The 24870-nt window shown below is 40.2% G+C and carries 25 protein-coding genes; 10 read left to right on the top strand and 15 right to left on the bottom strand.

What is annotated here, in order from left to right; all coding sequences use genetic code 11:
• The first annotated feature begins 51 nt into the window (after positions 1 to 51).
• From F902_RS11460 to F902_RS11440, 5 genes are all read left to right on the top strand, one after another.
• Positions 52 to 507 (top strand): hypothetical protein, encoded by a 456-nt coding sequence (locus F902_RS11460; protein WP_005203558.1) that lies wholly within the window; start codon positions 52 to 54, stop codon positions 505 to 507.
• Positions 508 to 615: 108 nt separating this feature from the next.
• Positions 616 to 1983: a phosphatase PAP2/dual specificity phosphatase family protein gene (locus F902_RS11455; RefSeq protein WP_005203557.1), complete on the top strand. Its 1368-nt coding sequence runs from the start codon at positions 616 to 618 to the stop codon at positions 1981 to 1983.
• Complete coding sequence (locus tag F902_RS11450; protein WP_005203556.1) at positions 1980 to 2402, top strand: hypothetical protein; 423 nt, start codon at positions 1980 to 1982, stop codon at positions 2400 to 2402. The genes F902_RS11455 and F902_RS11450 overlap by 4 nt, the downstream gene beginning before the upstream one ends.
• Before the next feature lie 7 nt (positions 2403 to 2409).
• The gene (locus tag F902_RS11445) at positions 2410 to 3060 is read left to right on the top strand and encodes a lysophospholipid acyltransferase family protein (protein ID WP_004807180.1); all 651 of its coding nucleotides are present in this window, start codon (positions 2410 to 2412) and stop codon (positions 3058 to 3060) included.
• Positions 3057 to 4001, top strand: a complete 945-nt coding sequence (locus tag F902_RS11440) for a phosphatidate cytidylyltransferase (RefSeq protein WP_005203555.1) — start codon at positions 3057 to 3059, stop codon at positions 3999 to 4001. The genes F902_RS11445 and F902_RS11440 overlap by 4 nt, the downstream gene beginning before the upstream one ends.
• A 3-nt stretch (positions 4002 to 4004) precedes the next feature.
• On the opposite strand, the gene F902_RS11435 is transcribed toward F902_RS11440, so the two are convergent.
• Positions 4005 to 5030, bottom strand: coding sequence for a helix-turn-helix domain-containing protein (locus tag F902_RS11435; protein WP_005203554.1), 1026 nt, complete (start codon positions 5028 to 5030; stop codon positions 4005 to 4007).
• A gap of 130 nt (positions 5031 to 5160) precedes the next feature.
• Between F902_RS11435 and F902_RS11430 the strand changes: the two genes are divergently transcribed.
• A complete protein-coding gene (locus F902_RS11430) occupies positions 5161 to 5859 on the top strand; it encodes an NAD(P)H-dependent oxidoreductase (protein WP_005203553.1) in 699 nt (232 codons plus the stop codon).
• Between the two features lie 47 nt (positions 5860 to 5906).
• On the opposite strand, the gene F902_RS11425 is transcribed toward F902_RS11430, so the two are convergent.
• The 5 genes from F902_RS11425 to F902_RS11405 all read right to left on the bottom strand — a co-directional run bounded on the left by F902_RS11425 (position 5907) and on the right by F902_RS11405 (position 11263).
• Positions 5907 to 8597, bottom strand: coding sequence for a TonB-dependent receptor (locus F902_RS11425; protein ID WP_005203551.1), 2691 nt, complete (start codon positions 8595 to 8597; stop codon positions 5907 to 5909).
• A 78-nt stretch (positions 8598 to 8675) separates the two neighbouring features.
• Positions 8676 to 9140, bottom strand: a complete 465-nt coding sequence (locus F902_RS11420) for a YbaN family protein (protein WP_005203550.1) — start codon at positions 9138 to 9140, stop codon at positions 8676 to 8678.
• Positions 9141 to 9151: 11 nt separating this feature from the next.
• Entirely contained in the window at positions 9152 to 9730 is a 579-nt protein-coding gene (locus F902_RS11415; protein ID WP_005203549.1) for a biliverdin-producing heme oxygenase, read from the bottom strand.
• A gap of 71 nt (positions 9731 to 9801) precedes the next feature.
• The gene (locus F902_RS11410; protein WP_005203548.1) at positions 9802 to 10770 is read right to left on the bottom strand and encodes a FecR domain-containing protein; all 969 of its coding nucleotides are present in this window, start codon (positions 10768 to 10770) and stop codon (positions 9802 to 9804) included.
• Between the two features lie 7 nt (positions 10771 to 10777).
• On the bottom strand, positions 10778 to 11263 hold the full coding sequence (locus F902_RS11405) for a sigma-70 family RNA polymerase sigma factor (RefSeq protein WP_005203547.1): 486 nt from the start codon (positions 11261 to 11263) through the stop codon (positions 10778 to 10780).
• A 173-nt stretch (positions 11264 to 11436) separates the two neighbouring features.
• Between F902_RS11405 and F902_RS22455 the strand changes: the two genes are divergently transcribed.
• Both F902_RS22455 and F902_RS11395 read left to right on the top strand, forming a co-directional pair.
• Complete coding sequence (locus F902_RS22455; RefSeq protein WP_151716717.1) at positions 11437 to 11661, top strand: hypothetical protein; 225 nt, start codon at positions 11437 to 11439, stop codon at positions 11659 to 11661.
• A 30-nt stretch (positions 11662 to 11691) separates the two neighbouring features.
• The gene (locus tag F902_RS11395; protein ID WP_005203545.1) at positions 11692 to 13920 is read left to right on the top strand and encodes a phosphocholine-specific phospholipase C; all 2229 of its coding nucleotides are present in this window, start codon (positions 11692 to 11694) and stop codon (positions 13918 to 13920) included.
• Between the two features lie 101 nt (positions 13921 to 14021).
• On the opposite strand, the gene F902_RS11390 is transcribed toward F902_RS11395, so the two are convergent.
• The gene (locus tag F902_RS11390) at positions 14022 to 14768 is read right to left on the bottom strand and encodes an iron-containing redox enzyme family protein (protein ID WP_005203543.1); all 747 of its coding nucleotides are present in this window, start codon (positions 14766 to 14768) and stop codon (positions 14022 to 14024) included.
• Between the two features lie 294 nt (positions 14769 to 15062).
• On the opposite strand from F902_RS11390, the gene F902_RS11385 reads away from it, so the two are divergent.
• Positions 15063 to 16292, top strand: a complete 1230-nt coding sequence (locus tag F902_RS11385) for a GGDEF domain-containing protein (RefSeq protein WP_005203541.1) — start codon at positions 15063 to 15065, stop codon at positions 16290 to 16292.
• 107 nt (positions 16293 to 16399) lie between these two features.
• On the opposite strand, the gene aroC is transcribed toward F902_RS11385, so the two are convergent.
• The 7 genes from aroC to F902_RS11350 form a co-directional block, all read right to left on the bottom strand.
• The gene (gene aroC, locus F902_RS11380) at positions 16400 to 17491 is read right to left on the bottom strand and encodes a chorismate synthase (RefSeq protein ID WP_005203539.1); all 1092 of its coding nucleotides are present in this window, start codon (positions 17489 to 17491) and stop codon (positions 16400 to 16402) included.
• A gap of 11 nt (positions 17492 to 17502) precedes the next feature.
• Positions 17503 to 18513 (bottom strand): 50S ribosomal protein L3 N(5)-glutamine methyltransferase, encoded by a 1011-nt coding sequence (gene prmB / locus F902_RS11375; protein WP_005203538.1) that lies wholly within the window; start codon positions 18511 to 18513, stop codon positions 17503 to 17505.
• Between the two features lie 126 nt (positions 18514 to 18639).
• Positions 18640 to 19845: a tryptophan synthase subunit beta gene (gene trpB, locus F902_RS11370; RefSeq protein ID WP_005203536.1), complete on the bottom strand. Its 1206-nt coding sequence runs from the start codon at positions 19843 to 19845 to the stop codon at positions 18640 to 18642.
• Between the two features lie 37 nt (positions 19846 to 19882).
• The gene (locus tag F902_RS11365; protein WP_005203534.1) at positions 19883 to 21070 is read right to left on the bottom strand and encodes a vWA domain-containing protein; all 1188 of its coding nucleotides are present in this window, start codon (positions 21068 to 21070) and stop codon (positions 19883 to 19885) included.
• 12 nt (positions 21071 to 21082) lie between these two features.
• Entirely contained in the window at positions 21083 to 21934 is an 852-nt protein-coding gene (locus F902_RS11360) for an AAA family ATPase (protein WP_005203533.1), read from the bottom strand.
• Between the two features lie 35 nt (positions 21935 to 21969).
• Positions 21970 to 22356 carry a hypothetical protein gene (locus F902_RS11355; protein ID WP_005203531.1) on the bottom strand — a complete coding sequence of 129 codons (387 nt, stop codon included), beginning with the start codon at positions 22354 to 22356 and terminating at the stop codon, positions 21970 to 21972.
• Positions 22349 to 22654 carry a YcgL domain-containing protein gene (locus F902_RS11350; RefSeq protein WP_004653415.1) on the bottom strand — a complete coding sequence of 102 codons (306 nt, stop codon included), beginning with the start codon at positions 22652 to 22654 and terminating at the stop codon, positions 22349 to 22351. Before F902_RS11350 ends, F902_RS11355 begins: the two co-directional genes overlap by 8 nt.
• A 170-nt stretch (positions 22655 to 22824) precedes the next feature.
• On the opposite strand from F902_RS11350, the gene F902_RS11345 reads away from it, so the two are divergent.
• The gene (locus tag F902_RS11345; RefSeq protein ID WP_005203530.1) at positions 22825 to 23559 is read left to right on the top strand and encodes a class I SAM-dependent methyltransferase; all 735 of its coding nucleotides are present in this window, start codon (positions 22825 to 22827) and stop codon (positions 23557 to 23559) included.
• 20 nt (positions 23560 to 23579) lie between these two features.
• Here F902_RS11345 and F902_RS11340 read toward each other — a convergent pair whose 3' ends face one another.
• Positions 23580 to 24722: a ribonuclease D gene (locus tag F902_RS11340; RefSeq protein ID WP_005203529.1), complete on the bottom strand. Its 1143-nt coding sequence runs from the start codon at positions 24720 to 24722 to the stop codon at positions 23580 to 23582.
• Positions 24723 to 24870: the final 148 nt, after the last annotated feature.

Raw genomic sequence — 24870 nt, 5'->3', positions numbered from 1 at the left:
CGATAAGAGCTGAGGCTGAAAAGCAGCGTAGAAAAGTGGAGGTTGTTAATCATGAGCTTTGATAGGTTTATCAGGGATAAATACCAGTTTCTTGTTGATAGAGACTCTCTAAATCCAGAAGATATTACGGACATACTGGATGGATTGAATGCTCTCGGAATACCAATAACGAGTCAACTGGCAAAGTTTTATTTGAAATATAAGCCGCATCTTGTCGGTGGACGGCATATTAATGAACTATTAGATCCATCTTCATCTAATAATGAAATACTATTTCAAACGACTTATGCGGAAAATGTGCTGGACATACCAGTTGGTTTTTTGTCGATAACCAATGATGAAGGAGAAGGTATGATTTTGTACGAAAAATTGACAGAAAAAGTCTATAATGTTAGCTATGACGATATTGATAAGTTGATTTCTGGGGAACTAGAAGCTACTTGGATTAATTTTTATGCGTTTTTGGAGTACTATTATTCTTTTGAGGACTCTAATCAGAAAGTATAGCAAGTAAGGTGCATTAACGCAGCGTAACGCACCATTTTCTAAACTGTATTGATGAATTTGGAATTTTTACAGTTTCGGTTGCTCAAAAAATTTAAATAAAGACTTTGTATGCAAAATAATATTCTAGATCGTCAACTCGGTACTTGGAAATGGGGATTACTCTGCTTAGTCCTTTTAGCCCCATTTTTCTTCTTAACCTATGGTTTTGCAAATCAATATGCATCCAGCCTCAGCAATGTTCCGAGTATTGTTTTTGAATGGGAGCATCATATCCCACTTTGGCCATGGACCATTGTGCCGTATTGGTCAATTGACCTATTTTATGGCTTGTCTTTATTGTTATGTTGGAATAGATTCGAATTAAAACAACACTCGCTTAGGCTATTTGTAGCCCAAATTATTTCGATCAGTTGTTTTTTAATCTTCCCCTTAAAATTCAGTTTTGAACGTGCTGAATTACATGGTTTCTTTGGATTATGGTTTGATGTATTGATGGGTTTTGACAAACCCTTTAATCAAGCACCTTCATTACACATTGTTTTATTAGTCATTCTCTGGGATTTTTACCGTCGGCATATCCAAGCAAACTACCGTTGGCTGGTACATCTATGGTCTTTTCTGATTGGGCTCTCTGTGTTGACCACCTGGCAACATCAGTTTATTGATATTCCTTTGGGACTATTGGTTGGTGCATTCTGTTTATGGCTATTTCCACTCACGGTTAAAGCTCCTTATCAAAAAAATGGCTTACAACAATTGACGAGCAAACATTTAAAATTAGGGTGTTTTTATTTAATTGGAGCCTTAGTTTGTACAGCGCCTGCATTTTTATTTAAAGGTGCTTGGCTATGGATGTTATATCCAGCGATCAGTCTTTTCTTAGTCGCTTTAGCATACTTTTTGGTTAGACCTCATTTTTTCCAAAAACAAGAAAATGGTCAAATGACTGTCGCTGCATGGTTATTGTTCGCACCTTATTCTCTAGTTGCATGGATAAATAGTCGTGTTTGGACCTATCAACATCCTAAAGACTCGTTGATTCTTCAACTCAACGGCGTTGATCTATATCTAGGCCGTATCCCAACAACTGAACATAGTAAGCAATATCATGGTGTATTTGATTGTTGTGCTGAATTGCCGGCAAACAACGTTCATCATTATGAAAAATATAGTACGCTTGATTTAATTCCAATCCAAAGCCCACAACTATTAGAAGCAGCAAAAAAGTTTGATCACTTTATCCAGCCTTTAATACAAGCAAATGAATCACAACAAGTATTGATTTTTTGTGCGCTTGGCTATTCACGCAGTTGTAGTGTATTGATTGCATGGCTATTACAACAAGGCTATGTGAATACCTCAGAGGAAGCTGTTAGCTTGATCCAAAAGTCACGACCTTGGATCGTTCTGAGTGAGACACATATTGCTGAAATTAAACGCTTCCAACTGCTGCTCACCCAGGAGAAGCAGCTATGAAAATGAATTTTGTCGTGGTTAGTCAATTGCTCAAGCAAAGTCAGAGTATTTTAAAGTCAGGATATTTAGCTTTTGTTTTATCAATCATTATCTTATCTTTATTTTCGAAAATGCAGATATTGATTCCTCTTTTACTTGTTACTGGGCTACTGGCGATTCACCATTATCTATTTATTCGGATTGAATTTGATCGTGGCCTGTTACAGCATATGGTTGACCAACCTGAGGACCTAGAAAGTCTTACTCAGCAATTGGATCAATCATTGTTAAATTTAAAGTTGATTCCATCTAGTAAAACGGGTCGTGATTGGTCGATACGCTTCAAAGGCTGTTTAAGACTGTTAAAAATACAGATCATCATTGTCTTAATTCAGTATTCTGTATTTATTGTACTTTTTTATAAATTAGCGCATAGATGAAGGTTGAATGAAAAAAAATATAATTACGCAATCCGTTGCTCGTTTTATCGCATTTCTTACCCGTCGTGGTGCACGCTTGTTAACTGGCGCACGAAGTTTATGGGTCGGCTGTGAACCTGAACTTAAGCAACGGATCTATTATGCCAACCATAATAGCCATATTGATTTCATTTTATTATGGTCTTCTTTACCCACTCACATCCGTCGCAAAACACGACCAATTGCAGCATCAGATTATTGGCTTAAAGATGGACTTAGACGCTTTTTGATTCAAGATACTTTTTCAGGTGTTACCATTCAACGGAACCGTAGTGATCAACAAGATCCATTACAGCCAGTAAAAGACGTCTTGGCAGAAGGCTATTCCATTATTTTCTTCCCTGAGGGAACACGTAATTTAAATGATGATGTCGAGATGCTGCAGTTTAAAAGCGGTCTTTATCATCTCAGTCAGCAGTTCCCTGACGTTGAAGTTGTGCCTGTTTGGATTTCTAATTTAAAACGAGTCATGCCTAAAGGTGCATTTATCCCCTTGCCTCTACTCTCAACAGTCATCTTTGGTGAACCCTTAGCACTTGATCAACTCACGGGCAAAGATCAATTCTTGCAGCATGCTCAGCAGCAATTATTGAAATTAAAAGAGGCCGAGAACCAATGAGTTTAGACAACCTACAACAAACTTATCTATTGTTTGGCATCTTTGCAGTCATTTTGATTATTGCCTCAAGTATTGGCTTTATCCTCAAACAAAAGGCAGGTACAGCCCCTTCTCCTGTTATTGATAACCTGAATGCGCGTATCAATGCGTGGTGGATCATGCTAATAGTCTTGGCAGCCGCCATTCTATTGGGGAAAACTGCTTTTATTGTCCTGTTTGGCCTTATTTCATTTTTTGCATTACGTGAATTTATTAGTTTATTGCCAACACGGCGTGGCGACTATCTGCCATTACTGATTGCGTTCTACTTTGTTATCCCTTATCAATACTATTTGGTCTATACCAATTGGTATGGGTTGTTTTCGATTTTCATTCCGCTGTATGTGTTCTTGCTCATCCCCATCGCCAGTTTAAAGCTGGAAGATACCACACACTTCTTGGAACGCAGTGCCAAAATCCAATGGGGTTTAATGGTCAGCGTATTCTGTATCTCGCATGTCCCAGCCCTGTTAAATCTGGATTTACCCCAATTTAAAGGGGAAAAAATTTGGTTGGCGATTTGGCTAATTATGGTGGTGCAAGCCTCAGATGTACTGCAATACGTATGTGGCAAACTTTTTGGAAAACATAAAGTAGCCCCTACACTTTCCCCATCAAAAACCGTAGAAGGACTGATTGGTGGCATTGTTCTCGCAACCGCACTCGGTGTATTGATGTCATCACTCACCCCATTCAATTATTGGCAAGCGGCTCTGATTGGCTTAATTGTTTGTATTTTTGGTTTCTTTGGTGGACTGGTCATGTCTGCGATCAAACGCGATCGTGGCGTGAAAGATTGGGGACAGCTTATTCAAGGTCACGGCGGTATGTTAGATCGTATCGACTCTATCTGTTTCTCTGCACCAATCTTCTTCCATATCCTTCGATATTGGTGGAGCTAATCTCTATGAAGAAAGTCGACCAATGCTGACTTCACGGAAAAACTTAGGCGTTACATTGGTCCACTTTTTAAATGCCCGTGAAAAATGGGAAATATCGGCATAGCCTAAACGTTCTGCAATTTGCTCAATCGAAAGTTTAGACTGTTTTAATAACTGCTCCGCCTGATTCCTGCGTACTTCGGCTACAAGACTCTGGAAAGACGTTTGTTGATTGCTTAACTGTCGCTGTAGGGTTCGTTCTGAGAGATGAAGTTTTTCAGCAACCTGTTTCAGCGATAAGAAGCCAACATCTTCATCATATAGCAAGGCTTTGACTTGTGAATCCAAGCGATTTTTTTGATCCCTTTTCATCGCAAGCTTATCAGCATCTTGCTCACATTGTTGTTTGCTGAGGCGGGCCAATAAGGCATCTGCGGTCTTTAAAGGGATTGATAGCGATGCCTTATGGAAGCTTAAACAATCTTTTTCACACTCAAAACAGATATTTGAGTGATTGAATTTTTGAGTGTTCTTATAAAAATCTGGTTTGTCTTGTTGAAACTTAAACTGGATTCCAAGTTTATTTTGGGCTAAGTTTTCCAAAATTTGTGAAAAACCCAAGATCAAAAACATCATTCCATGTCGATTCAACTTAAATTTTTGTGAAGGTTGGTTGAAATACAAATAAGCCAAGTCACCTTCTATCTTTAATTTAGGTTTAAACACAGAACAATGTAAGCCGATAAATTGCTCTAGAATCTTGATTGCATCACCTAATGTTTTAGAGGCAGTTGCGGCAATGCCGACATGACCATAGCAAGAGACTCGCATTTCCTCTGCAAGATAAAGACTAATCGCAGGTTCATGCGTCAGTAAGGCTGCTTTATCCAATAAATGATTGAAAATATCGAAATCTACATACCAAAACGGCGCATTTAAAGTATGTGCAGAAATCCCAGTTCCAGACAAAAGCTGTTCTGGTGATACATTCCATTTTTGTATGACATCTACTAATAGATTGACATAAGTACCGGGTAATTCTGGATTCATGCAGTCTCCATGAAACAGCGAAAATTTGGCGTAAAATGGTAAATATTGGCGGTTAATGAACTATGACATCTTTCTCGGTTTAAGCATAGTAGCTCTATCTAAAAAACTCAGCTTTTAAACTGGTGAAATCATGCATATTTTGATCATTCATGCACATCCTGAACAGCAGTCATTTACCTCTGCACTTAAGAATACAGCACAGCAAACCTTTGAACAGCAAGGTCATACGGTCGAGGTTTCTGATCTCTATGAAATGAACTTTAACCCTGTTGCTTCTAAAGATGATTTTGGCAGCCTGAACCAACCTGATTATTTTAATTATGCTTTGGAACAGCGTCATGCATTTAAACAGCAGCAATTTTCAGCAGATATTCAAGCGGAAATTGAAAAAGTTCAACGTGCTGATCTGGTTATTTTTAGCTTTCCTTTGTATTGGACCTCTGTACCAGCCATTTTAAAGGGTTGGATTGACCGTGTATTTGTCTCTGGTCTCTTTTACGGCGGCAAACGTTTTTATAACCATGGCGGTATGACAGGAAAAAAAGCCATGTTATGTTTAACACTCGGTGGCCGTGACCATATGTTTGGTGAAGGTTCTGTACATGGGCCGATAGAGCATTATTTATCATCGTTGCAACGTGGCACACTTGCCTATGTCGGCTTTGAGGTACTGCCTCCATTTATTGCCTATCATGTGCCTTATATCAGCCAACAAGATAGACAAAAGATTGTGAGTGATTTCGAACACTATTTGCAAAACATAGATGATTTACAAGCCTTAGCATTTCCGTTACTGGAAAGCTTTGACGATAGAATGAATCCACTGTAATAAAACAACGATAAGGCTCTAGGCTAAGAACCTTATCGTTTTATCTGTTAGAACTTCATTTCAATGCCTGCTTTGATGGTACGTCCTGGAAGCGGCATACCAATCACCGTACCAGGATCAAAGTTATAGCGATTTGTTAAGTTATCGACATTAAATGATAAGGCAACATTTGGATTCCACTTATAGCTTGCAAACAGATCAATTAAAGTTTCAGAAGAAATTTCAGTCACAGCCCGTCCACTTACACCTGTACTTGCCAACCAACCTTTAGGGTTTTTCTTTTCCGAGTGGTACTTAGCACGAGCACCGACCACAAGTTTATTTTCAAATAGGTTTTTGCCTACTGTAATATTAAAAATCTTACGTGGTGGCAGACGAGTAGAGATCAGACTCCAAGAATCTCCCACTTCATTACATTCCGCTTTACTTGCAGGACAGACTTTAGGTGCTTGATACAAGGTTCCATTCAAGCTGGTAAAGAAACTCGGATGATTGTAGGAAAGATCAAACTCCAAACCCTTCATTACAACTTGATTATAATTGACGAAGGTATAAGAGCTTGTATAGGGAAGAATAAAGTCAGGCGTAATTTGATTCGGAATTTCTTTTCTTTGTACGCCCTGTGTCAGAAAATCTTTCGTTTGATTGCGGAAATAATTCAGGTTAAATTTTAAATGGTCATCTTGAGCAAACACGTTTTCACGCTCACCGATAAATCCTAACTCAATAAGACGTGAATTCTCAGGTTTAATCGGTAGGTCTGGATCATAACTAAAGGTTTGACCTGAAACAGTTGATTCAAACAGACTTGGGCTACGATGTGTATTGGAGAGTTTTCCATAAAGATCAATACCGTCCCATAATTTATAGTTGAGTTGAGACATCCAATCGATGTTCCCTCCTAAGTCACGTACAGCATAACCCTTATTATTTAAGTCTGAATGCGCCACAGGTGTCATTGGTCGGTACTGATCACCATAGTCTTTCACTTTGGCTTTATGCCATTTACTCCCTAAACTTAAACTAAAGTCATTAAAAACATAGTCACCATTGAGGAAAACTGAGGACTCTTTGCGTAATCCATCCCGTGCAATTTCATGATCAACCAGATGACGCGGCTTCATACGCTGTTCATCGTAGGTTAAACCATAATTGAATGTGACCTGATCAAATTTACTGGTATTTTCAAGGTTTAAACCACTACGATAATCTTGGAAACTCCCCCAATATTGATCTCCATAACTAGAATTTTTCATCCCAATCATGCCATTGTGCTGGCGATATTTAGCGTTTGTATGCCACACCCCTAATTCGAGATCTACCAAAGAGTTATGTTTCGGCTTATAAGTATAACTGGTACTGAATGCATTAACGGCTGCTGAACCTAGAGACCACTGTGGCATGGTATAGGCATTTTCTATGTATTTTGGCTCAACATACTCGTCATCGATATATCCGTACGGCGGTGAATTAGGGTCAATCACTTTAGATCGACTCCAATAAAAAGCCATGACTTCACCCGCTTTTTGGACATGACGTCGCAAATTTACTTCGACACGATGTTCATCGGTGATATTCATTCCAGCTTTAATAATGCCTGAATCACTTTGATAACTGGTATTCACTACCTCTTGACCTGGACCAACGTCGACAATATCCCGCTTTTCGTAATGCTCAATGCCATGTTTGCCAGCATAGTAATTACCAACTTCTCGCTTACTATAAGCAGCGACTAAGTCAAACATATCGTTCCGATAAGCCAGTGCCAATGTACCAGCACCATTTTGAAAATTGTTAGATGAAATTTTATTGTGCAGCAAATAAGACATTTGCTCCTTTTCATTGTCTGAGGTTTGTGGTGTTCTGTTATTGTTATAAAAGCTTCCTTTGAGCATGACACCGGCATTTTGATTTGGCAATAAAATATCATTGGCACTTAGGGTTCGCATTTTTACAATCCCTCCAATTCCACCTACGCTAAACTTAGCCCGAGATGCACCTTTTTCAACCTCGATTTGGCTGATCAAATCCATATCGATATAAGTACGGTCACTCTCGCCCTGATAACCTCGGAAGGTATGACTGGACTGTAAACTACCGTCAATGATCACTGGAACACGCCCTTCACCCTGCATGCCACGGATTCCAATATCTATTGCACCTGCCTCATTACGTAAGCTGTTGACCTGTACCCCTGCAATATCGGAAAACACATCCCCATTACCCGTTCCTCTAAATCGGCTAATCTGTTCTCGATCAAGATGAGTGGTATTTACCTTTTGGTTTTGTTGTTCGGCATTCACTTTTATTTCTGGCATGACCACAATAGCTTTAGCATCCTGCTCTAAGTGTGAATGCGTATTTGCATGAGAAGTTAGTTTTTCTACATGACTGAGCATGGAGCTGTTTTTGGGAACTAAAAGATAGGTTTGCCCTTGTTTGATGACTTGATAAGGTTGATCCGACAAGAGATAGTCAAAACCGTGCTGAACTGAATACTTTCCTGATATTCCCTTACTTTTCAGACCTTTTAGCTGCTCAGAATCATAGCTCAACACAATGCCAGACTGTGCCGCAAAGCTTGACAGCACGTAGCCCAATGGGTTCTCTGCAATTTGATAGGTTCTCTCTACAGCTGGCTTATCTAATATCCGAACAGATGACGTTATCTCTGCATGAGCTCCACTGATACAAAAACAGTGTATGAGTATTGCTAATGTTTGCTTTTTAAATTTCATAGGAAGATCCACACTTGCTAATGATTTTCATTTTCAATAATCATTACCCAGTGATTTCCAAAAATATGACATTAAATTTCAACTTTTTTCTGCTCTACTCCATACCCACAGTACGAAAACAAGTAAAAGAAGCATGAAAGTTAACTTGATGTGCAAATGCAAAGATGAAAGTATCAAGCTGATTAAAATTAAAACAATCGTTAATGTCATCATATATTTACGTGAACGGGAAATGGATTTAAATCCGCCCGCGTATTGGGTAAGTAGCAGATGGATGTAACGATTCTGATGAATCCAGCGATGCAATTTTGCTGAGCCTTTAGCAGCAAAAAAGGTAGCGAGAAATAAGAAATCAAAAGTAGGCACGCCGGGTAATACGATACCCAGCACTGCCAAAATCAGACAAATAATGGTTAGAGCGATATACACTCCACGCATGATGATCGATGCATGGAGTTTTTCTTTTTGCGGTGCTTGTAAAATATCTACATCACTGCAATCTGTACTTTTCGCCTTATACCTTATAGAAGCATTTTTTGGCATAGGGTTGCTGCTTAATCAATATTTTTCAGCAAGCTACCAAAGTAATCAAATGCCTGTTTGGCTCCTAAAATGACTTGATCTTGTTCACTCTCACTCAATTGAGCAGTATCAATTTCAGTAATGAAGTGCTTCCATACCCTCGCTCTACCTTCTGGATACGCAGCCAAATTACGTGCCCCAAATTCAGCATTCAGTCCTAAAAGCTGCTGTGCTTGTTTAAATAAAAATGCTGCACCTAAAGTTGAACCTTCAGATACGTAAATCCAGCCTAGCGCTTCTGGAAAACCTACATTTTCAGCAAGTAATTCATGAACTTCAGGTGTGAGCTGTAAGTCATAAAGATCCAGTAATGCTGCTTGGGAGCGACCGCGAATATCCAAATCAGAAATAAGGGTAGAAACTTCAGGGTGCCTGAATAAATATTCAACATTTTGCTGAAAATAATATTGAGCCAAGGTAAATTTTGCATAACGCTGTGTATCAGCAAATACTTGAGCTTCCTCCATCAAAAGATGCATCTGTTGGTGCTGACTGGCGGTTTCAATTTTTAACCGTGACGCAAGCTGATTGAGGACGAGTGAAGTTGCCATAAGATTTCTCCAGTTACTTAGGTTTAACTGTATTACCCGTCCAAAGCCAAAAAGCTGACAGCAATTTTCAATTATTTTTCTCTTTTTCCATTTTTAGCCTGAATTGTAATGACATGATCACCTAAATGTCGCTGCATACGAATCGGATAGCTTAATTCCAAAGCAGACTGCAACTGAATCAAGTTATTGACAGGATAAGAACCAGAGACCTTTAATACTTTTAATTGAGGATCGATATCAACATATTGATGCTGATAACGCCCAATCTCTTGCAATAGCTGCTCTAAAGGCATTTCAAATGCCATGATCATCTGATTTTTCCAAACCAACACATTCGGATCAAGCTGTCCCAATGCTTTAAAATCAGTATCATCAAAACATAACTGCTCACCTGCCTGCACAACTGTCATTTTTTTAGATTGATTCAGCGTGACCTTGACCGCACTTTCAATCACGCCTAAACAGGTTTGCTGTTGTTTATTTTTGAGATATTGCACATTAAAGACTGTTCCTAATGCTTGTAAATGCGCGCTTTCAGTCTCGACAAAAAATGGACGATCGCTGTGAGTCTCTTTTGCGGTATGAATCTGTATTTCACCGTAGTGCAATCGCAGCGTTCGTTGATGTGGTGTATAGCGAACATCAAGTGCTGTACTGGTATTTAATTGAAGTTGTGTTCCATCCTCAAGTGTCACATTCTTCTGTTGACCAATGGCCGTACTGTAATCAGACAACCACAAATATTTATAATCAGAATTCCATGCAATGATACTTCCCAGACACGCAATACAAGCCACGACAAGATGTTTGCTCCACTGAAACCGTGCCGCCTGATTACCTTTTTTAATGATTTCCTGACCATTTTCAGGAAAATTTTCAAAACTGCTCAGTAAATACTCTGCTTTAAGCCATGCGGTTTGATGCGCTTTGCTTTGATTTTTCCACGCTTCAAATTCAATCTGTTGAGCATCGGTTAATGCTGATGCCTGAATCAGCACAATCCATTCAGCTGCCTCTTTTAAAATTTGTGTCTGAGACATTTAAGTATCAATCCATGATCGCTAAACATTGAGTCAGTACAGCAACCAAATCTCGCATAACCGTTCGTGTAGAAATATCCAAACGATTCGCAATCTCTTGCTGGGTAAGCCCCTCAAGTTGAGACCAAATGAATACCTGCTGTTGACGTTCAGGCATTTGATTTAAAAGTTGGTTAATCAGACAGAGTGATTCAATTGCTGAGATTTTTTGCTCAGGGCTAATCTCATCATACTCAGGTCGACTACTCAGTGCTTCCAAATAGGCTTTTTCTATCGACTTACGTTGGTACCAATTAATTAATATGCCTTTGGCAACTGTGGTTAACAACGCACGCGGCTGATCAAAATACAATTGATCTTTACGCTTTAAAATACGAATAAAAGTATCGTGAGCTAAATCTGCTGCATCTTCACTGTGATTGAGACGTCGTTTCAACCATTGGTACAGCCAAGAATGATGTTGACGATAGAGCGTATTAACTGGATCAGACATTTTAAAAGATAATGATAATCATTAATAATATCTTAACAAAAAATATGAAAATGATCATCCCTATTTTTCTACCTGAATCGAAATCCACATGGTGGTTAATTGAATTTTTTTTAAAACTAGTTTTTGCAGTAATCAATTTGCACGCTTTACACCCACTTTCATATGAAACGTCAATGAATCGTCATAAAGGTGACACTGAGCTGTCACACGGTCTGTCTAGTGTGTTGACATCTTTGTTATGGATGAAGCAAATGTTGAAAAAAACCAAACGATGGTTGGCATGTCTTTATGTTTTCCCCTTCTTATTCGCTCTCACCGCGTGTAATGACTCAAACGACAATCAGGTCGCAACGAAACCTGATGACAGCAAAAAACCAGTCATGCGCTGTGCACCATAAGCATAAGAATAACTAGATAGGGAAAATATCGTGATTAATCGTCGTCAATTTTTAGCAAATACACTTAAAACGGGCTTTGGCGCTGCTGCGTTAACCACCTTTCCAGCCAGCATTCAAAAAGCCTTGGCGATTCCAGCCAATAATAAAACAGGTACGATTCAAGATGTTGAGCATGTCGTTATCCTGATGCAGGAAAACCGGTCCTTTGACCATTATTTTGGAACATTAAAAGGCGTTCGTGGTTTTGCCGATCGTTTCACCATTCCTTTACAAAATGGACGCACCGTTTGGCAGCAACAACGTAGTAATGGAGCATTATTAACACCATTTCATCTAGATGGCTCAAGTAATAATGCCCAACGTGCACCTGGGACCAATCACACTTGGGTAGATAGCCAAAAAGCATGGGACAATGGCCGTATGTCAAACTGGCCAACCTATAAAACTGACTATGCCATGGGTTATTTCAAGGAACAGGAAATCCCTTATCAATTTGCATTGGCCAATGCATTTACCATTTGTGATGCTTATCACTGCGCTATGCATACTGGTACAGATGCCAATCGTTCATTCCACTTAACCGGAACCAATGGTGCAGTGCCGACCAGTACCGCATTTGTGAATAATGAATGGGACTGGATTGATGGAGATCCAAAAACGGTAGATGTTGGTTATACATGGAAAACCTATGCTGAACGCCTAGAAGAAGCAGGAATCAATTGGATTTGTTATCAAAATATGCCCGATGAATGGGGCGATAACATGTTAGGTGCCTTCCGCAGCTTTAGAAAAGCCAATATCGATTCGGGTTATCCCGTCTCAAGTGGTGGAGCACCCAATAGCCCTTATAACAAGGCTGCGCAAAAGTTACCTTACAAAGCCTATGATGCAACCACAGATAATGCCAAAAATCCGCTTTATAAAGGCATTGCCAATACCTTACCTGGTAATCAACCGGAAGAATTCCTAGATGCATTTAAAAATGATATCAAAACTGGCAAATTGCCACAGGTATCATGGATCAATGCACCTTCCATTTATTGTGAACATCCTGGCCCATCAAGTCCCGTACAAGGCTCATGGTTTATTCAAGAAATCTTAGATGCGTTAACAGCCGTACCTGAAGTTTGGAGTAAAACTGTTTTCCTGATTAATTTTGATGAAAATGATGGTTATTTTGACCATGTTCCTTCTCCATCAGCACCAACATTGCAAGCAGATAATACGTATGCAGGCAAATCAACCCTCAGCCCAGCGGATATGCGTCATGAATACTATGTACATGATGCACCTCTAGGCAGTACCAGCCAACCGAACAAGGACAATGGTGTTTATGGTCCCGGTCCCCGCGTTCCTTTATTTGTGATTTCACCTTGGAGTCGTGGGGGGATTGTCAACTCTCAAGTCTTTGATCACACCTCGGTATTGATGTTCCTCGAAAAACGTTTTGGCGTTAAAGAAAGCAATATCAGTCCTTATCGCCGTACTGTATGTGGAGATCTGACCTCTGCATTTAACTTTAAAACACCGAATGAAGATGTACTGCCAACACTAAATGGTAAACAAACACGTGAGCAAGCGGATCAATTACGTAGCTCCCAGCAAAAGTTACCCAATGTTCCAATTCCAAGCAATTTACAATTGCCAATCCAAGCCAGTGGTATTCGTCGTTCAAAAGCTCTGCCTTATGAATTGCATACCAGTGCACGCTGCCTGAATGACGGAACAGTCAAACTGCTGTTTTCAAATACAGGGACACAAGGTGCGGTGTTTCATGTCTACGACAAATTAAATTTAACTCGTGTTCCACGTCGTTACATTGTAGAAGCAGGAAAAACTCTCGATGATGTCTGGAATTCGCAGAAAGACAATCAAGGCTTATACGATCTTTGGGTGATGGGACCAAATGGCTTTCATCGACACTTCAAGGGTGATCTGAACCGTAATCAAGATCTGCAAATCAATCCTGAAATTCGTGTTTGCTATGATATTGCCAATGGTAATGTTTATACCGATCTAAATAATACGGGTGCTAAAGATATTGAGTTGGTGATCACCCCAGTGGTTTATAGAACTGACGCTCCACTGAAACTAACCGTAAAAGCAGGACAAAGCGCCACTCAGCATTGGGAGTTGAAAGATGCTTGGCAATGGTATGATTTTGCTGTGACGTGTACTCAAGATGCTAAGTTTTATCGTCGCTTTGCAGGTCGTGTAGAAACAGGTGAAGACTCTGTGAGTGACCCTGCGATGGTTTAAGATTTAAACAGAATAAGCACTTAAGTCTCCTTGGTTCCAAAACCAAGGAGACTTTTATCACATACATAGATCAGATCTAATTCAGACTGAATAGCGAATCCTTAATTTTTATGCTGTAGCTTATAGCACTCATCTAAGGCGAGTTCATAGTATTCAAGCCCTTCCTTTGCCGCTAAGAATGCTTTCTTTTGCAGTACAGGGTCTTTATCACATAGGCGCTTAATCAGCTCCATCGCTTCATAGGGATGTAGATCATCATAATGTGCATGTGCTCTTAACCATGCTAGAGAACGCTTGTTGATGTTTACTTCTGGATGTTGAGTGTAGGTTTGAATCCCTTTATAGACCTGAATGGTCCAGTCACCTGTCGCCCACTCTATCGCAAGATTGGTCGCTGCAATACTCTCTGCTAAACTTCCACGAAAATTAACATCCCACAAGAAGTGATTAACGGCATTCATGGCGACAGGTGGTTTCACATTATTCAACATTTCAACTGTCAGACCAAAGCCCCCCGCCCAGTCCTGATACCAGTTCAAATGCCGCTCCTCAACCTTGATGTTTTGAATCAGCCAGTCTCGGGTTTCGGTTACCCCTTCCAGTGAAAAAGCAGTCGCTTTCGCTAGCGATCCCGCCATATAGGAAGGAAAATGTGCGACCAGTGGATAAAAATTCAGTAAGGCTGAACGAAAGCATTCAAGGCTTAAACAGCCATTGGCCATATCTAAGAATAACGGATGTTTACTCACTCGTTCTTTTGAGGGTAATAATTCATCCCAGAATCGTTGCGCCCAACCCGAATGGGGTGTAATTTCTAATTTTGTTCCATATTGATTCATAGCAGTCATTGCGATGCATCCTATTTCGTATGACTTAATCCAATCATCTTCGATGATTGCTGCTTTTTTATAAATTGTATCCTAATACCGTAAAGATACAATCGTTTGTGATTTAGTTTGTAACAGTTTTTATTTCTTGAATCTAATTTAAACTTGAATCATTATATTAGGCAATGACCCTTATATAAAAATTAATATTTTTTTATAATCTAATACACATTCTATTTAAATCAGTGTAACGTAGTAAAAAAATAATCCCTATTTTGACATTTATAACAACATTTGGGAGTGGTGAGAGATAAGATGAAGTTGAAAGCTTCCAATATTTTGGGACAAGAACAAATCGACTTGTTAATTTCTCGCGGGCTAAATTTAGTTTGGTTTCCTAAAGAATTAGAAGTGATCTATCGAGATCAGTACAGAAATGAGGCTGCGCATGAGTTCCGCTATCGCGCCCCTATTATTTTAGGTTTATATCTATTTCTAAGCTTCGGTATTTATCAGGTTTTACCTACAGACCTACGTATTACTTGGATGGCAACCTACGGTTGGGTGGGTATCATCATTACATTGGCATGGTTACTTTCGTTCCTGCCAAGCATGAATAAGTGGTTCGATTACTATGTTTGTATCGGCTCAACAGGCGCCGTTGCAATCTCTTTCACCATCATTAACGTATTGGAGCAAAGTCAAAATAATGTCTTGTTCCATGCTGCGATGATGTATGCGGTGGTCATCATCTATGCCTTTGTAGGAATGCGTTTCTACACAGCCATCATTGCTGGTTGGGTCGGCGGATTGATTGGTATTGCAGCGAGTACATGGTTTAGCGGGGCAATTGATTGGACCTTCCTCAACCGTACTTACACCTTCAGTAGTTTTCTGGGTATGGCACTTGCTTATGCAACTGATCGCCAGCACCGTGAGAATTATTTGCAGAACTGTATGATTGAACTTAACCGTTTAGAATTGATGCGACAAGCACAACAGTTGTCTATTTTATCCCAGCAAGATGCTTTAACTGGTCTTGCCAACCGACGCTACCTAGATGAAGTATTGGAAAATGAGTGGAAAAGAGCAACACGCCATGAAATGCCGATTACCATCATGATGATTGATATCGACTTCTTTAAGCTCTACAACGATACTTTAGGACATATTCAAGGCGATCAATGCCTGAGACGTATTGCGATTATGTTGGGCTCTATCGCCTCGCGTAGTGGTGATCTGGCTGCACGTTATGGTGGAGAAGAGTTTCTACTACTCTTCTCAATGACTGACCGTGATCAAGCCATTACTCAGGTACAAAGATTGATGGAGCTAGTACGTAATATTGGAATTTTGCACCCACGTAGCAATGTTTCAAAACATGTGACCATTAGCGTAGGTGTTGCAACAATGGTTCCCTGTGTAGGTGACAGTCTTTCTGAGTTTGTTGCACAAGCGGATCATGCATTATATATCGCAAAAAGTAATGGTCGAAATCAATATCACATTGCAACATCAGATAATATGATTTCTGAAGCATTATAATTCATTAATGGTTATTAAATGAATATTAAACTAATTTAATCTAAGTATTTTAAAACGTGACACAAGCCGCAGATATAATAAATTATATGTGCGGCTTAATATTTTTATTATGGTTCGATTGGTTTAAATGGAGCAACAACATCTGCATTTTGTGCACGATGTCTTAAAAAATGATCCATTAACACGATCGCAAGCATTGCTTCAGCAATTGGTGTTGCACGTACACCGACACACGGATCATGACGACCTTTGGTCAATACATCAGTATTTTCACGTTCAATCGTAATGGTTTTACCTGGTGTGGTAATACTTGCAGTCGGTTTCAATGCAATCGCAACACGAATGCTCTGACCGCTTGAAATCCCACCCAAGATGCCACCTGCATGATTGGCAAGGAAGCCATCTGTCGTCAGTTCGTCACGGGTTTCATGGCCAAACTGCCCCGCAACCGCAAAACCATCACCAATTTCAACACCTTTAACCGCATTGATGCTCATCATGGCATGGGCAATATCCGCATCTAAACGATCAAAGACAGGTTCACCCCAACCCACAGGTACTTTTTCAGCAATGATTTCAAGCTTGGCACCACAACTGGTGCCTTGCTCGCGTAATGCAGTCACAAGTTGCTCAAAGCGAGGTACCGCATCCACATCACCACAGAAAAATGGGTTATTCGGCACTTCTGCCCAATCCAACTTTTCTGCAACCTCATTGCCAATTTGTGTGACATGTCCACGAATATCAATACCAAATTTTTCAGCAAGATATTTCTTGGCAATTGCACCTGCCGCAACACGCATTGCCGTTTCACGGGCGCTCGAACGACCACCACCACGATAGTCTCGGAAACCGTATTTTTGCGTATAAGTGTAATCCGCATGGCCTGGACGGAAAGTTTGAGCGATATTGCCGTAGTCTTTTGATTTCTGATCCGTATTACGGATTAATAAACCAATCGATGTTCCTGTGGTTTTACCTTCGAAAACACCCGAGATAATCTCAACTTGATCTGGTTCTTTACGTTGCGTTGCAAACTTCGATGTTCCCGGTTTACGGCGGTCTAAATCTTTTTGCAAATCTGCTTCACAAAGCTCAAGACCAGGCGGCACGCCATCGACAATCGCCATCAAGCCCGCACCATGTGACTCGCCACAGGTTGTTACTCGAAACAGTTGCCCAATACTATTCCCTGCCATGCTTTAACCCCTTAGTTTTGAACTGATTGCTGAAAGACTTCTTTATAACGGCGGCATTGTTCAGCAGTTAAAGCAAAAATACCAGAACCGCCTTTTTGGAAAGTGAGCCAATGGAAGTCAACTGTATTGAAGTTCTGACGCATTGCCCATTCAGAGTTACCAACTTCAATCACAATCAGGCCATCTTCCGTTAAATAATCAGCAGCTTGAGCTAACATCTTACGGACTAAATCTAAGCCATCTTGCCCCGCAGCCAGTGCAAGCTCAGGCTCATGTAAGAATTCTTCTGGTAAATCCGCCATATCTTCTGCATCCACATACGGTGGATTGCTGACGATCAGGTCATATTGGTTTTCAGCAGGAATTTTTGAGAACAAGTCAGATTCAAGTAAAGCCACTTGATACTGTTTATCATGGTGCTCAGTGTTGATTGAAGCCACTTCCAGTGCTTCTTTTGAAATATCAGTCGCATCGACTTCTGATTCTGGAAAGGCATAAGCTAACGCAATCGCAATACAACCGGAACCCGTACACATATCTAAAATACGTTGTGGTGTTTTCGGATTGTTGTTTTCAGGCAAGTTGTTTAACGCTTCCAACATACGGCCATTTTCATCTAGGCAGTACGGTGCAAAACGTTGTTCAATCAACTCAGCAATCGGTGAACGCGGAATCAAAACACGCTCATCTACATAGAATGGCTTATTGAAGAAATAGGCCAAGTTCAATAAATATGAGGTTGGAATACGATCATTGATACGACGTTCTAACAAGCTGAGGAATTCTGCTTTTTCGCTTGGTAAAAGTTTGGCATCCAGAATTTCAGCGTCCGCTTTCCACTCAAGTGATAGTGTTTGTAGTACCAATGCAGAACTCTCTGCAAAATAATCTTGAGTACCTTGACCTAAGTGCGCGTCATATTGACGTAGTGCGGTTACCCCAAAACGAACAAAATCTCGAATGGTTACTAGGTTTTCAGCCGCTTCTTGTAAATGTTCAGGGCTGATTGTCGGTCGCTCCACTTAGGCGTCTCCAAAAGTGCTAATTGCAAAACGCTTTATTCTAACGGGATTAAGGTTGATTTAACAATAAAAAAACCGCCTCTCTACAAGAAGCGGTCTATTCACAATGAGATATTCAGTCTGAACTTATAAGCCTAGCTTTTCTGCGACATAATCCGAGTCTTTATCGCCACGACCAGAAAGATTCACCACAATCTTAATGTTCTTATCCATTTTAGGTGCTTCACGTAATGCCCAAGCCACAGCATGTGAACTTTCTAAGGCAGGTACAATACCTTCAACACGTGAAAGTGTCATAAATGCGTCCAAACATTCCTGATCCGTCGCTGTTTCGTATTGCACACGGCCAAGCTCTTTCAGGAAACTATGTTGTGGCCCGACACCCGGATAATCCAAGCCTGATGCAATCGAATGTACTGGTAATGGCTCACCGTTATCATCTTCCAGTACATAGCACGCCATACCATGAATCTGCCCGGGCTTACCCAAGGTCAAAGTGGCTGAGTGTTTATCTGTATCTAGGCCATGACCCGCAGGTTCTACACCGACTAATTGAACTTCAGGCGTATTTAAAAAAGCGGTGAATGCGCCAATCGCATTAGAACCACCACCAACACAGGCAACCACATAATCTGGATTCTGACCAAAACGCTCATTAGACTGGGTTTTGATTTCATTGCCAATAATCGATTGAAAATCACGAACCATTTTTGGGAATGGATGTGGACCCACCACCGAACCAATGGCATAGATATAGTTTTTAGGATCTTTTAAATACTCTTCAAATGCGCTATCCACTGCATCTTTTAAGGTCGCAGTCCCTTGAGTCACAGCAACCAGTTTCGCACCCAAGATTTTCATCTTCACAACATTCGGATGTTCTTTTTCGATATCAACCTGACCCATATGGATTTCACATGGAATACCAACCAATGCACAAGCCGTTGCCAAAGCCACGCCGTGTTGCCCCGCACCTGTCTCGGCAATGACTTTTCTTTTGCCCATATATTTGGCAAGCAATGCCTCACCCAAACAATGGTTGATTTTATGCGCACCGGTATGGTTTAGATCTTCGCGTTTTAAATAAATTTGCGCCCCGCCCAATTGATCAGACAAACGCTTGGCATGGAACAATGGGCTTGGACGGCCAACATAGTTTTTAAATAAGTCGTTTAACTCATCCTGAAACTCAGCGGTATGACGAATCTCTTCATAAGCCGTGTTAATTTCATCCATGGCTTCTTTTAAATGCGGTGGAATGAACTGACCACCAAAGTTGCCAAAGAAACCTGCTTCATTTGGCAAAGCAACGCCATTAATTTGATGTTCCATGTTTTTTCCTGTTCTTATAAAGTCTTAATATAAAGTTTTAACGCGATAGATAGCGTGTCATATCTTCAATGCCCTTTAAGGTCATTGGAAACATATGATTCTCAAAAATTTCTTTAATCCAGTTAATGGTTTGGGTGTAATGCCAGTAACCTTCCATTTCAGGGTTCAACCAAGCGGTTTTGTCAAAGTGCTGACGTAAACGTCTAAGCCACACTTCACCCGATTCTTCATTCATATATTCAACTGAGCCACCCGCAGATTTTAATTCATACGGCGCCATACTGGCATCACCAACCACGATGACCCGATAATCACGTCCATAAGTATAGAACAGATCCCAAGTATTCATACGGGTTGAACTACGGCGATGGTTATCCTTCCACACATGATCATATAGACAGTTATGGAAATAGAAATATTCGAGGGTTTTAAACTCTGATTTGGCCGCACTAAATAGCTTTTCACACTCAGCGATATAGGCATCCATCGAACCACCAACATCAAACAGCATTAATACTTTAATGCGGTTACGACGTTCTGGAACCAGTTGTACATCCAAAATCCCTTGTTTTGCTGTCTCACGAATAGTGCCATCGACATCCAGCTCTTCAGCCGCACCTTGGCGTGCAAATTTACGCAAACGACGTAAGGCGATTTGCATTTGACGGGTTCCCAAAACCTGATCATCATCCAGATTTTGGTATTTACGTTGTTCCCAAACTTTAACCGCCGAACGTTTACGCCCTGGACCACCAATACGAACACCTTCAGGATGATCACCAAACGCACCGAAAGGTGAAGTTCCCCCAGTACCAACCATACGATTGCCACCCTGATGTTTTTTATGTTGTTCACGTAAGCGTTCTTCCAACATTTTCATCAGTTCTTCGAGAGAACCTGCTTTTTGCAATTCTGCACGTTGCTCAGGTGTAAGATGTTTCTCTAATAGTTCAAGATCAAACCAGTCTTTGGGTAACTTATGAACTTGTTTCAGCAATTCATCTAAATCAAAAGTTTCGATGCCATCAAAATAATCTTTCATGGCACGATCGAACTTATCAAAAAAGCGCTCATCTTTGACTAAAACCGTTTTAGCCAATTGATAGAACTGTTCCTGATCTGCAAACACAAGACCTGAAGCTACCGCCTGATTAAGATCAATGAGCTCACGTGTTGTTACAGGTACGCCATATTTGCGTAAGGTGTAAAACAGTCGCACAAACATTTTTAAACACTCTTAGCGGCGTGACATAAAGGCTAAACGTTCAAGCAATTGCACATCTTGTTCATTCTTAATCAAGGCACCATACAATGGTGGAATCGCTTTGGATTTATCATGATTACGCAACACATCTTCTGGCATATCATCTGCCATCAGCAGGCTTAACCAGTCAATGAGTTCTGATGTTGAAGGTGGTTTCTTCAAATTCGGAACTTCACGTAATTTAAAGAACACCTGTAAGGCTTCACTCACCAAGGTATTTGAAATATTCGGGAAATGTACTGCAATGATGTCACGCATAGTTGCATCATCTGGGAATTCGATATAATGGAAGAAACAACGACGCAAGAATGCATCAGGTAATTCCTTCTCATTATTCGAGGTAATGATCACGATTGGGCGTTGTGTTGCGGTAATGGTCTCACCTGTCTCATAAACATAAAACGACATTTTGTCGAGTTCATGCAATAAGTCATTTGGGAATTCAATATCCGCCTTGTCGATTTCATCAATCAACAATACACAACGCTCTTCGCTGGTAAATGCTTCCCACAATTTACCGGGTTTAATATAGTTTTTAATGTCGTAGACACGATCATCACCTAACTGGCTATCACGCAAACGTGAAACAGCATCATATTCATACAAACCTTGCTGGGCTTTGGTGGTTGATTTGATATGCCACGTAATCAGCTTCAAACCCAAACTTTCAGCCACTTGCTCTGCAAGTAATGTTTTACCAGTACCTGGCTCACCTTTCACCAATAATGGTTTTTGTAAGGCACGAGCAGCTTTCACTGCAAGTTTCAGGCTATCGGTCGCAATATATTGATCTGTACCAGTGAAGTGTTGTGTATCAGCAGACATTTTAAAACCTTATTTTTCTATATGTAACGTTGTATCTAAACTGAACGTGCAGTTTTATTTGCAGTGTATTTTGACCAGCAGAAGCCGATCAGTAACCCCGTACCAATGACAAATAAAATCAATGATAAGTTAGACCAGACTAAGACATGTTCTTTGGTGAGGACACCAAAAAGCAAACCAAAAATTGCTGGTGCTAAGGCCGAGTTTGGACCTTCTGAAATTGTTGGAGTCGCAAGAACTGCAAAGGCAATAATCCAAAGGATGCCACCAATTGGATTGGGTAGGCGTGACATCAAACGATACCAACACCACAATGCAATGAGCGTCCCTGTAACATAAACAATGATCGCAACATTTTCTTCAGGGAACTGATCCAGTACTGAAAGAATGTTTGACCAAATCGCTGTTAGAGTCTCAAGCACCGCGTAAACCCTCTGGTTCTACCGCATTCGGATTGATTAATCCCTCTGGCGGCATCTGAATAAAAAAGCCTTTGGTATTTAATGAATCTAACACATGTAAAACGTTAGCACGTGCAAGTTTACGCTCATTATGAAGTTCTAAATGCATGACAAAAGTGGCTTTGCCAAATGCTTGTAGAACTGTTTCTGGAACACCTTCAAATGGGTTTTCTTGTTCCTTGTCATCAGGATAATTTGGACGAGCAATATACATATACATTTCATCTTTTTTGCTCGATCTATAAATATCGCAGTGCATGTTTACTCACATCTATTAACAATCAAAGACAGCATACATGAAAATAAAAATGGATACATTAACGATTGTTAACGCTAGAGTCGTCTTTTTTCCAGATTCACAATACAACCTATTTCCGAGTATTCGCGCAGAGTGTCATAATCAAGCCATGATTTTTCAATGGCACAGCTATGCAACAAAACAAATATGATGATCCACACTTCTTTACTGAATACTCAAAAATGCCTCGCTCAGTGCATGGCCTAAATGCTGCTGGTGAGTGGTCCGCATTTAAAACACATATACCCGAGTTAAAGAACAAAAAGGTTTTAGACTTAGGTTGTGGCTATGGCTGGCATTGTCAGTTTGCTGCTGAACAAGGTGCTCGTTCAGTGATCGGAATTGATTTATCCATTAAAATGCTTGAAAAAGCACGTCTCTTAACATCAGCCCAAAACGTGGATTATCAACATACCGCAATTGAGGACTTTACAGCAGATAAAGCGAGCTTTGACGTCATAATCAGTTCTCTTGCTTTGCATTACATCGAAGATATTGAGCCTGTGTTTGCCAAGGCTGCATCCTTATTAACGTCTCAAGGCGAACTGTACTATTCGGTTGAGCATCCTATTTTCACAGCCTGTGAACAACAAGATTGGTACTATGATGCAGAGCAACAGCCGATGCACTGGCCTGTTGACCACTATTTCGAACAAGGCAAAAGAGAAACCCATTTTTTAGATGCAAAAGTTGTGAAATATCACAGAACGCTTGAAACCCATATTACAGCCTTATTAACTGCAGGTTTTGAAATTACAGCAGTGATTGAACCCACACCACCTAAAGAAATGGTGGAAAGGTTAAGTTGGCAGAATGAATTAAGACGCCCCATGATGATCATCATCAAAGCCAAAAAAAAGAGCTAATAAATTAGCTCTTTGATTTTCTAACGTGCTATTTTCATTTGCATCGCTAAATATTCAATATCTTCTTTTAACAACGCAATCAATGGTTGCGTCAGAATGTCATAGCGCCAGCCCATTAAATAACTCGGTAAGGACTGCTCATCTAAATGAAATACCACATGTTCATAGATCGCATTCATCCATTTCTTACGTAGTAATACTTCTTTTGGTATCCCAGTTTTTAAGACTACACTTTCAATCAACGCATCAATTTTGGGTGCAACTTCTTTAGAATTACTCTTGATCGGTTTAGCCATGCGCAATGGCCATTCATCCTCTGGCGGTAAGAACTTGAGTAAATCAAGAATCATTTTGCCATGTTCGCGTACAATGTGCGGACGAATATCTTTAATTCGTGCCAACTGAAAATTATTGCGAGGATTCTTTTCCACCAAATCAATCATGGTGGAGTTTCTCAGAATAAAGCTACGCGGCTGATTCAGCGCCTTGGTAATCTGCTCTCGCCAAATGCTGAGTTGTTGCAATTGCATCAACTCACGGCGCGAATGGCGATAATTACCAATATCAGTGTACAACTCTGCCAATGGTGTTTCCATCGCAATCTCTTTGGTGAGATTCTGACAATCTTCCAATACGTATTGATACAGCCCTTTTGCTTTTAGATCTGTTTTCAATGCATCTGCAAGTTTGCTTAAATAGATTACATCATTTGCCGCATAGCACATCTGCTCTTGCGTTAATGGTCTAGCAAGCCAATCCGAACGAGTCTGATCTTTTTCAATCTCAATATTCAAACAGGTTTTAAGCGCATTTTGATAACTAACTTGAAGCCCATGGCCTAGAAATGCCAACGCAACTTGCGTATCGAATACATTATTTAATGGTTTTTGGTCAGCATAATGATAGATCAGATCAATATCTTCGCCACAGGCATGAAAAATATTCTGTTGTGCAGCAAAAATTTTCGGCCAAAAATTGCTGAGATCCAATGCGGTGCCATCAAGCAATAGAATTTGACCATTCAAATTGATTTGGCAGACACCAAGTTTAGGATATAAGGTATCGACCTTAATAAACTCGGTATCAAGGGCGTAGACAGAACACTGTTCCATCTGCTTGAGGAGAACAGCTAAATCTTGTTGCTGTTGGATAAACTGAAACATGTGTGCTCAAGTAAAATAATAAAGAACCATGTGCAATAAAACTGCCCAATGTCAGTCATTGCTCAACTGAAAAATACAAAAAAATTAATTGGTATTCCACATGCAAGACATGAAATTACTCCTCTTCCATTCATCAAAAAACGAAAAT

This window comes from Acinetobacter higginsii, assembly GCF_000369525.1.
In the GTDB taxonomy this organism is placed as follows: Bacteria; Pseudomonadota; Gammaproteobacteria; order Pseudomonadales; family Moraxellaceae; genus Acinetobacter; species Acinetobacter higginsii.
The sequence above is the reverse complement of the archived record's forward strand: the minus strand, read 5'-3'. Positions and strand labels throughout refer to the sequence as shown.